This window comes from Sphingomonas sp., assembly GCF_036677245.1.
In the GTDB taxonomy this organism is placed as follows: Bacteria; Pseudomonadota; Alphaproteobacteria; order Sphingomonadales; family Sphingomonadaceae; genus Allosphingosinicella.
In genome coordinates this window covers 1-8,801 of sequence record NZ_JAKFCG010000131.1, presented here as the reverse complement: position 1 = coordinate 8,801, position 8,801 = coordinate 1, and the positions used below count along the sequence as shown (strand labels likewise).

Genomic DNA, 8,801 nt, shown 5'->3' with positions numbered 1-8,801 from the left:
TCCTGCCCGTATTCCCGATCGTCGGAGCATCTTCCTCACCGGCGCCGCCATCGGCCTCGGGCTTGCGCTCGCCGCCACCGCGCAGGCCGCCGGCTCGGGCATGCCGTGGGAGGAACCGCTTCAGCAGGTCCTCGAATCGGTCCAGGGTCCTGTCGCCAAGATCGTCGCGGTGATCATCATCATCGTCACCGGTTTGACGCTCGCGTTCGGCGAGACGGCAGGCGGGTTCCGGCGCCTCATCCAGATCATCTTCGGCCTGTCGATCGCGTTTGCGGCGTCGAGCTTCTTCCTCAGCTTCTTCAGCTTCGGCGGCGGGGCGCTCATCTCGTGAACGCGCCAAATTCCTATGGCGCCAGCCATATCGAGGGGTTCGAGGCGCCGATGCACCGCGCGCTTGCCGAGCCGATCCTGCTTGGCGGGGCGCCGCGAGCGATCGCGATCGTCAATGGTACGATCGCGGCCGCGCTCGGACTCGGTCTCCAGCAGTGGATCGCCGGGCTGGCCATGTGGGCGTTCGGGCACACTCTCGCGGTGTTCGCCGCCAAGCGCGATCCCGACTTCGCCCCGGTCCTTGTCCGCCACCTTCGCCAGAAGGGGCATCTGTCATGCTGAATCTGCGCGAATACCGTCAGAAGGCCGACCGGCTCGCCGATCATCTTCCATGGGCGGCGCTTGTCGCGCCCGGCGTGGTGCTCAACAAGGACGGCAGCTTTTTGCGCGTCCTCAGGTTCCGCGGCCCCGATCTAGAATCCGCCACCGAAGCCGAGCTTGTCGCCGCCTGCGCGCGGGCGAACAATGTCCTGAAGCGCTTCGGCTCGGGCTGGGCACTCCATTTCGAGGCCGAGCGGCGCGAAGCGCTGGGTTATCCCGACAGCAGCTTTCCCGATGCGGCGTCGTGGCTGGTCGATGAGGAACGGCGCGCGGCGTTCGAAAGCGCGGGCGCGCATTTCGAGAGCCGCTATTATCTGACGCTCACCCTCCTGCCTCCGCCCGATCAGGCGGACACGGCGGGCCGAGCGCTGATCGAGCGCAGCGACGACGCGAAGGGCCGCGACTGGCGACAAGCGCTTGCCGGCTTCATCGCCGAGACGGATCGTGCGCTTGACCTGTTCAGAGGCTTCATGCCCGAGGTGCGCGCGCTCGGCGACAGCGAAATGCTGACCTTTCTCCACGGTGCGATCTCCGCGCGCCGCCATGTCGTCGCCGTGCCCGAAACGCCCATCTATCTGGACGGGCTGCTCGCCGACACGCCGCTGACCGGCGGGCTCGAACCGATGCTCGGCGACGAGCATCTGCGGACGCTCACCATCCTCGGATTTCCGAACGCGAGCCGTCCCGGCATCCTCGACGGACTCAACCATGAGGATTTTGGCTATCGCTGGGTGACGCGCTTCATTGCGCTCGACAAGACCGACGCAACCAAAGCGCTCACTCGCCTGCGGCGGCAGTGGTTCAACAAGCGCAAGTCGATCACCGCGCTGCTGCGCGAAGTCATCTACAACCAGCCGGTCCAGCTTCTCGACAGCGATGCCGACAACAAGGTGGTCGATGCCGACCTCGCCTTGCAGGCGCTCGGCGGCGATCATGTCGCGTTCGGCTATCTGACGACGACGATCACCGTTGCCGATATCGACCGCGCCCGCGTCGAGGAAAAGGTCCGCGCGGTCGAGCGCATCGTCAACGGGCTCGGCTTCACCTGCATCCGCGAGGGCATGAATGTGGTCGAGGCGTGGCTGTCGAGCCTGCCGGGCCATGTCTATGCGAACGTCCGGCAACCGATCGTCCACACCCTGAATCTCGCGCATCTCATGCCGCTGTCCTCGGTATGGGCAGGACCGGCGCGTAATCCGCACCTCGACGGTCCGCCGCTGCTTTATGCGGAAACCAGCGGCTCGACGCCGTTCCGTCTCAGCACGCATGTCGGCGACGTCGGTCATATGCTGATCGTCGGACCCACCGGGGCCGGAAAGTCGGTGCTGCTCGCAATGCTCGCGCTTCAGTTCCGGCGATATCCAGACTCCCAGGTCTATGTCTTCGACAAGGGATTTTCGGCGCGCGCGGCCGTGCTGGCGATGGGCGGCGCGCATCACGCGCTCGGGCTTGGCGGTGAGAGCGGTCATGCCGATGACGTGGGCGGGCGAACGATCGCCTTCCAGCCGCTGCGCCACATCGATCGCTCCAACGCACGCGCCTGGGCGACCGAATGGATCGGCGCGCTGCTCGCCCATGAGAAAGTACTGGTCACACCCGAGATCAAGGAGGCCGTCTGGTCGGCGCTCACCAATCTCGCGACCGCCCCGATCGAGGAACGCACGCTCACCGGCCTGTCGCTGCTGCTGCAATCGGCACCGCTGCGATCGGCGCTCGCGCCCTATACGCTCGAAGGATCGTTCGGCCGCCTGCTCGACGCCGCCGAAGACGATCTAGCGATCGCCGACGTGCAGTGCTTCGAGACTGAAGCGCTGATGGGGCAGGCGGGCGTCGTTGCGCCCGTGCTGACCTACCTGTTCCATCGTCTCGAGGAGCGCTTCACCGGGCGGCCGACGCTTCTCGTACTGGATGAAGCCTGGGTGTTCCTCGACCACCCGCTGTTCGCCGCGCGCATCCGTGAGTGGCTGAAGGTGCTGCGCAAGAAGAACGTCAGCGTCGTGTTCGCGACACAGAGCCTAGCCGATATCGCCGACAGCACGATCGCGCCGGCCATCATCGAAAGCTGTCCGCAGCGCATCTTGCTGCCCAATGATCGGGCGATCGAGCCGCAGGGCCAGACGGTCTACGTCCGCTTCGGTCTCAACGCGCGCCAGATCGAACTGGTCAGCCGCGCGACGCCCAAGCGGCAATATTATCTGCAATCAGCGCGCGGCAACCGGCTGTTCGAGCTTGGGCTAGGCCCGATCGCGCTGGCGTTGTGCGGCGCGTCCGATCCCGACAGCCAGAAGCGCATAGACGCGGTGCTGGCCGAAAAGGGCCAGGCCGACTTCGCCGCGACCTTTCTCTCCCAAGCCGGCCTCGATTGGGCGGCCGACCTGCTTGGGCGTCACCCTGCCGCCCGCCCCCCAGAAGACAAGGAGTAATTTCCCGTGCCCCGTATCCCTATCCGCAAATATGCGTGCCTCTCCGCTCTCGCGCTCGGCGCCGTCGGCTCGCTCGGTATCGGCATCGCGTTGACCTCGACGCCCGTCGCGGCCCAGCTCAGTGTGTTCGATCCATCGAACTATTCGCAAAACCTGCTCACCGCCGCGCGCACGCTTGCCCAGATCAACAACCAGATCCAGAGTCTCCAGAACGAAGCGCAGATGCTGATCAACCAGGGCAAGAACCTGTCCCGGATCGATTTCCCGCAACTTCAGGAGCTTCGCCAGCGCCTCCAGCAGATCGACCAGCTCATGGGCCAGGCGCAGGGCGTCGACTTCCGCATCGATCAGCTCGACGAGCGCTTCCGCCAGCTCTACCCGCAGGAGTTCGATCAGGTGTTCCGCCGCGATCAGCGTGTGGCTCGCGCACGCGATCAACTCGATACCGCGATGTCCGCGTTTCGCCAGACGATGGGGGTCCAGAACCGCATCGTCGACAACGTACGGAGCGACACGCAGGCGCTCGCCGACATCGTCGCGCGCAGCCAGGGCGCGGAAGGCTCGCTTCAGGCGCAGCAGGCCACGAACCAGCTTCTCGCGCTCACCGCCAAGCAGCAGCTCCAGCTTCAGCAAATGATGGCGGCGCAGTTCCGGGCGGAATCGGTCGAGCAGGCGCAGCGGGGCCAGATCGCGCGCGAGGCACGCGAGTCGACGCGCCGCTTCCTCGGCGACGGCAAGGCTTACACGCCACGCCAATGAGCTGAGGCAGGCGAGGACCGCGCCCCCAGCTCCCCCCGGGTCCGAACCTGTCTCGTCGCGGGGGCCGTAGGGCTTGCCCCTCTCATGGCCGCCGGTCCCCGCGACACCTTTCAACTTCAAGCAGGAACCCGCCCATATGGATGACCTGAATGTCATCGATCAGTTCATGGAGGCCTTCGCCTCCTACATCGACAGCGGGTTCGGCCTGTTGGGCGGTGACGTCGGTTTCCTGACCACGATCCTGATCGGCATCGACATCACGCTCGCCGGGCTGTTCTGGGCGCTCGGCGGCGAAGACGACGTCATCGCCAAGTTCCTCAAAAAGATCCTCTATGTCGGCGTCTTCGCCCTGATCCTCAACAGCTTCTCGACACTGTCCGATATCATCTTTCGCAGCTTCGCCGGCCTCGGCCTCACCGCAGGGGGCAGCGCGATTACGGCTGACGATTTATTGCGACCCGGCAAGCTGGCCGGGACCGGCTTCGAGGCAGCATGGCCGCTCCTCGAGCAGGCGAAGGAGTTGGTTGGCCCGATCGCCTTCTTCGACAATTTCATCGAGATCGCCGTGCTGGTGATCGCCTGGGTCGTCGTCATCGCCGCCTTTTTCATCCTCGCGATCCAGCTTTTCATCACAATCCTCGAATTCAAGCTTACTTCGCTCGCCGGCTTCGTGCTCGTGCCCTTTGCGCTGTGGAACCGCACGTCGTTCCTCGCCGAACGGGTGCTCGGGAACGTCGTCAGTTCGGGCATCAAGGTCATGGTGCTCGCGGTCATCGTCGGCATCGGCTCTAACTATTTCGCCGACTTCACCAGTGCGATCACCGGCGACGAGGTGTCGATCGAACAGGCCGTGTCGCTGATGCTCGCGAGCCTCGCGATCTTTGGCCTCTCCATCTTCGGCCCGGGAATCGCATCCGGCCTCGTCGCCGGCGCGCCGCAGCTCGGCGCCGGATCGGTGATCGCCACTACCGTGCTTGCCGGCGGAGGTCTTGCGATGGCAGGCGCTGGCGCCGTCGGCGCGGCACGCGGTCTCGCGGGGGCCGGTCTCGGCGCGATCCGCGCCGGTACATCGATGGGGTCTGCCGCATCCACTGCCTACAAGCTCGGGCAGGAAACCTCGGGCTCGACCAGCGTCGGCGCGGGCCTCGGCGGCGTTGCGACCGCCATGCGCGGCGCGGCTGCCAACCGGATGAGCGGCGGTCTCGGCGTTAGCGCTGCCGCCGATCGTGGGCAGCGCGCCGCATGGGAAGCAGGAAGCACCCGTGCCGGCGGCGCCGCCCCCGCAGCCGCGCCGATAGGCGCAGCTGAAGGAACACCCGCCTGGGCGCAGAAGCTTCATGCCAGCCAGAATGCTCGCCACCGCCGCCAGATGGCGATCCACGCAATCCAGGGCGGCGACCGCGGCGGCGCTGGCGCCACTCCAGACATCAAGGAAAGGGACTGAGCGATGAAATTTCGACGCGCATTGCAGCGCTATGGGCGAACGCCCGAACCCGAGACACCCTACCAACGAGCGGGCCAGCTTTGGGATGAGCGTATCGGCTCGGCTCGCGCACAGGCGAAGAACTGGCGGCTGATGGCCTTCGGCGGCCTGTTCCTGACCACTGGTCTGTCGGGCGCGCTGGTCTGGCAATCGATGCAAAGCCGCGTCGTGCCCTATGTGGTCGAGGTCGATGCACTCGGGCAAGCACAGGCCGTCGCGCCTGCCGCCAAGGACTATCGGCCGACCGATCCGCAGATCGCATGGTTCCTCGGCCGGTTCATCACCGGCGTTCGAGCGCGCTCGCTCGATCCGGTATTGATGCGTGAAAACTGGCTATCAGCCTATGATTTCGCGACCGAACGTGCGTCACTGTTCCTCGGCGAATATGCCCGCACCTCCAATCCGTTCGCCGATGTCGGGCGCAAGACGGTTTCGGTGCAGGTGACGAGCGTCGTCCGCGCGTCGGATACGAGCTTCCAGGTCAAATGGACCGAGCAGCAATATGAGCGGGGAAGCCTCGCCAGCACGTCACGCTGGACGGCGATGCTCACGGTGAAGATCAAGCCGCCGCGCTTGGCCGATGTGCTCCGAAAAAACCCGCTCGGTCTCTATGTTGACGCGATCGACTGGAGCCGCGAACTGGAAACGCCTCAGGACCGGCCGCCTTCGCCGCAACCATCGGCCGTGCCCGATCCCGCACAATCACTCCCGGTCGCGCCGCCCACCGACATTCCGCTGGGCTCGCCGCTCGATCCGACCCTTGCTCAACCCGCAGCCGCACCATCCCCCGAAAGGACCGACCAATGATCCGTGCCCTCATCCTGGCGGCGAGCGCGATGGCGCTTGCCATGGGCGTCGCTGCGCAGAGCCGCGAACCCGCGTCACCCACCGCGCGCGTCACTGCCGCCAACCGGGCGGCACTGCGCGAGCCGTCGAGCGCGGGATATATATATGCCGTCCAGGTCTATCCCTGGGCGGAAGGCGTGCTCTACCGGCTCTATGCCGCGCCCGAGCGCATCACCGACATTGCCTTGCAGCCGGGCGAAACGATTGTGTCCGTCGCCGCCGGCGACACCGTGCGCTGGACTGTCGGCGATACCACCAGCGGCATCGGCGAAAGCAAGCGCGTGCACATCCTCGTCAAGCCGTTTTCGGCGGGCCTACGCACAAACCTTGTCATTGCTACCGATCGCCGGACCTACCATCTCCAGCTCGAAAGCACGCCCGCGACCGCGATGGCGGCGATCTCCTGGACCTATCCACATGACGAGCTGATCGCGCTCCGGCGTCAGCGCGATGCAGCCGTGGCGGCGACGCCGATCGCGTCGGGCCTCTCGGTCGAAAGCCTCAACTTCAACTATGCGATCTCGGGCGACAAGCCGGCCTGGCGGCCGCTGCGCGCGTTCGACGATGGGCGGCAGACCTACATCGAGTTCTCGCCTGCGATCGCCGTGGGTGAGGCGCCCCCGCTGTTCGTGATTGGCGAGGATGGCGAGGCCCAGCTCGTCAACTATCGCGTCGCCGGCCGCTATTATGTGGTCGACCGCCTGTTCGGTGTCGCCGAGCTGCGCCTTGGCGGCAAGAAACAGCAGATTGTCCGTATCACCGCCGCCCAGCCGAAGAGCCGGCAGCGCAAGGCCGGGAGGGGCGCGTGACCGATCCAACCGCTTCTTCCGCGCCGATCGCGGCGCCCAAAGCCGACCCCGAAACGCTCGTTCTGCGCGCGGCGCCGGGCCGCGTCACCCGTTTTCGCCGCGGTGCGATCGTCGCCATCGCTGCCGCCGGCTCGACCGCGATCATCGGCGTCGCCTGGCTGGCGCTCAAGCCCGCGACCCTGAGCCTGATCGCACGAAGCGATGAAAAGCTGGTTGGCGCGAAGGCGCCGCCTGATGCGCTCGCGGGCGCGCCGACGAGCTATGGCGACGTGCCGAAGCTCGGGCTACCGCTTCCCGGTGATCTCGGGCGGCCGATCCTCGAGCGCCAGCGGCAGCTTGGCGGGATGGTTCCCCCTGACCCCGCTGCCGATGCGGTGAGCCGGGCCGCGCAGGAAGCCGAAGCCGAGCGCCAGCGCATCGCCGCTGAGCAGAAGGCCGCACGCGAGTCTGGCGTCATGCTGCAATTGGCGGGCGGCGGTCGCGCCGCCGCCCCTGCACCGGTGACTACCGATGCAAGTGTTCCGCCAGCATCGGCCGAGACTGCCAAGCCGCTCCTCGACCCTGACCGAGATCCTAACGCCCAGGGGCGCAAGAACGAATTGGTCGGCCACGCCAATCGCGACGACGACATCAATCCGCACGCGCTGGCGCAGTCCGTATCGCCTTGGACCTTGCAGGCCGGCAGCATCATTGCCGCGAGCCTCATAACCGGGCTCAACTCGGATCTTCCCGGGCTCGTCACCGCGCAGATCACGGAGAACGTCTATGACAGTGTGACCGGGCGCGGTCTGCTCATTCCGCAAGGATCGCGGCTGATCGGCAGCTACGACAGCGTTGTAGCGTTTGGGCAGAGCCGTGCGCTGGTCGTCTGGCAGCGGATTATCCTGCCCGACGGCTCGTCGATTCGTATCGACAATGTGCCGGCGACCGATACGCAGGGCTATGCGGGTCTGTCCGACCGGATCGACCGGCATACTTGGCAACTTCTGAAGGGCGTCGCCCTGTCGACACTGCTGGGCGTCGGCACTGAATTGAGCTTCGGCAGCACCGAAAGCGACCTTGTCCGGGCGATCCGCGAGTCAGCGCAGCAGAGCGGCGCGCGCGCCGGCGATCAGCTCGTCACGCGCAATCTCAATATCCAGCCGACCTTGCGCGTGCGTCCCGGCTGGCCGCTACGGGTGGTCGTGCACAAAGACATCATATTGCCCGGACCCTGGGGAGGCCGTCATGGCTGATTTGAAGCTGCCAAGGCTGCCCGATCGGACGCCGGCTAAGATCACGATCAACGTCATGCCGGATCTCATCGAAGCGCTGAACGACTACGCCGAGGCCTATGAGGCGGCCTACGGCCGACGCGAGTCCGTACCGGACCTCATTCCATTCATGCTTAGCGGCTTCCTGGCGAGCGACCGCTCGTTCAGCCGGGCACGTAAGAAATAGTCCGATGTCGGCCCGGCAGCCTGCAACGAATGGCGACGACGCGCCCCCGATTGGGCCGATAAGCGTTCGCATTCCCGACGCAGTACGGATGACGGGGCTCAGCAAATCCAAGATCTACCAGCTCATCGCTTCCGGCGACATCGAGGCAGCCAAGGTCGGCCGTGCAACCGTGGTGTTTGTCGATAGTCTGCGGTCCTTTCTGCGATCACACTGTAAACAGCCGCGTTCTCGGGCGTAGCAGGGATCGCGCATGTCGGCCTGTCGATATTTCGGCACGGCCTGTCGCGAAGGGGTAAAATTGGGGGTGGATTGAGCGGAATTATCGGCACGACGATCAAGAACGTTGTTATAAATCAGTATCTTATGTTTTTCGTGTGAATCCCTCCTCCG

General features: G+C 65.7%; 10 protein-coding genes. All 10 read left to right on the top strand.

The features are described 5' to 3' along the window. Positions 1–10 precede the first annotated feature (10 nt). The 10 genes from V6M48_RS12860 (at position 11) to V6M48_RS12815 (ending at position 8,649) form a co-directional block, all read left to right on the top strand. Positions 11–331 carry a TrbC/VirB2 family protein gene (locus V6M48_RS12860; protein WP_332812919.1) on the top strand — a complete coding sequence of 107 codons (321 nt, stop codon included), beginning with the start codon at positions 11–13 and terminating at the stop codon, positions 329–331. A gap of 50 nt (positions 332–381) precedes the next feature. Next, on the top strand, positions 382–612 hold the full coding sequence (locus V6M48_RS12855; RefSeq protein ID WP_051035683.1) for a VirB3 family type IV secretion system protein: 231 nt from the start codon (positions 382–384) through the stop codon (positions 610–612). Continuing rightward, positions 606–3,074, top strand: a complete 2,469-nt coding sequence (trbE, locus tag V6M48_RS12850) for a conjugal transfer protein TrbE (protein WP_017499933.1) — start codon at positions 606–608, stop codon at positions 3,072–3,074. Before V6M48_RS12855 ends, trbE begins: the two co-directional genes overlap by 7 nt. A 6-nt stretch (positions 3,075–3,080) precedes the next feature. Further along, complete coding sequence (gene trbJ, locus V6M48_RS12845) at positions 3,081–3,833, top strand: P-type conjugative transfer protein TrbJ (protein ID WP_017499932.1); 753 nt, start codon at positions 3,081–3,083, stop codon at positions 3,831–3,833. A gap of 136 nt (positions 3,834–3,969) precedes the next feature. Then, positions 3,970–5,277, top strand: a complete 1,308-nt coding sequence (trbL, locus tag V6M48_RS12840) for a P-type conjugative transfer protein TrbL (protein ID WP_017499931.1) — start codon at positions 3,970–3,972, stop codon at positions 5,275–5,277. 3 nt (positions 5,278–5,280) lie between these two features. Next, the gene (trbF, locus tag V6M48_RS12835) at positions 5,281–6,123 is read left to right on the top strand and encodes a conjugal transfer protein TrbF (protein WP_026108910.1); all 843 of its coding nucleotides are present in this window, start codon (positions 5,281–5,283) and stop codon (positions 6,121–6,123) included. Beyond that, the gene (gene trbG / locus V6M48_RS12830; RefSeq protein ID WP_006635655.1) at positions 6,120–6,971 is read left to right on the top strand and encodes a P-type conjugative transfer protein TrbG; all 852 of its coding nucleotides are present in this window, start codon (positions 6,120–6,122) and stop codon (positions 6,969–6,971) included. Before trbF ends, trbG begins: the two co-directional genes overlap by 4 nt. After that, positions 6,968–8,206 carry a TrbI/VirB10 family protein gene (locus V6M48_RS12825; RefSeq protein WP_017499929.1) on the top strand — a complete coding sequence of 413 codons (1,239 nt, stop codon included), beginning with the start codon at positions 6,968–6,970 and terminating at the stop codon, positions 8,204–8,206. The genes trbG and V6M48_RS12825 overlap by 4 nt, the downstream gene beginning before the upstream one ends. Next, complete coding sequence (locus tag V6M48_RS12820; RefSeq protein ID WP_017499928.1) at positions 8,199–8,411, top strand: DUF2274 domain-containing protein; 213 nt, start codon at positions 8,199–8,201, stop codon at positions 8,409–8,411. Before V6M48_RS12825 ends, V6M48_RS12820 begins: the two co-directional genes overlap by 8 nt. 4 nt (positions 8,412–8,415) lie before the next feature. Beyond that, positions 8,416–8,649: a helix-turn-helix domain-containing protein gene (locus tag V6M48_RS12815; RefSeq protein WP_051035681.1), complete on the top strand. Its 234-nt coding sequence runs from the start codon at positions 8,416–8,418 to the stop codon at positions 8,647–8,649. Positions 8,650–8,801 lie beyond the last annotated feature (152 nt).

Excerpts from the sequence above, each read along its gene's own strand:
- V6M48_RS12855 (WP_051035683.1), top strand. The coding sequence starts at position 382 with ATGCACCGCGCGCTTGCCGAGCCGATCCTGCTTGGCGGGGCGCCGCGA.
- trbE (WP_017499933.1), top strand. The coding sequence starts at position 606 with ATGCTGAATCTGCGCGAATACCGTCAGAAGGCCGACCGGCTCGCCGAT.
- trbL (WP_017499931.1), top strand. The coding sequence starts at position 3,970 with ATGGATGACCTGAATGTCATCGATCAGTTCATGGAGGCCTTCGCCTCC.
- trbF (WP_026108910.1), top strand. The coding sequence starts at position 5,281 with ATGAAATTTCGACGCGCATTGCAGCGCTATGGGCGAACGCCCGAACCC.
- trbG (WP_006635655.1), top strand. The coding sequence starts at position 6,120 with ATGATCCGTGCCCTCATCCTGGCGGCGAGCGCGATGGCGCTTGCCATG.
- V6M48_RS12820 (WP_017499928.1), top strand. The coding sequence starts at position 8,199 with ATGGCTGATTTGAAGCTGCCAAGGCTGCCCGATCGGACGCCGGCTAAG.
- V6M48_RS12815 (WP_051035681.1), top strand. The coding sequence starts at position 8,416 with ATGTCGGCCCGGCAGCCTGCAACGAATGGCGACGACGCGCCCCCGATT.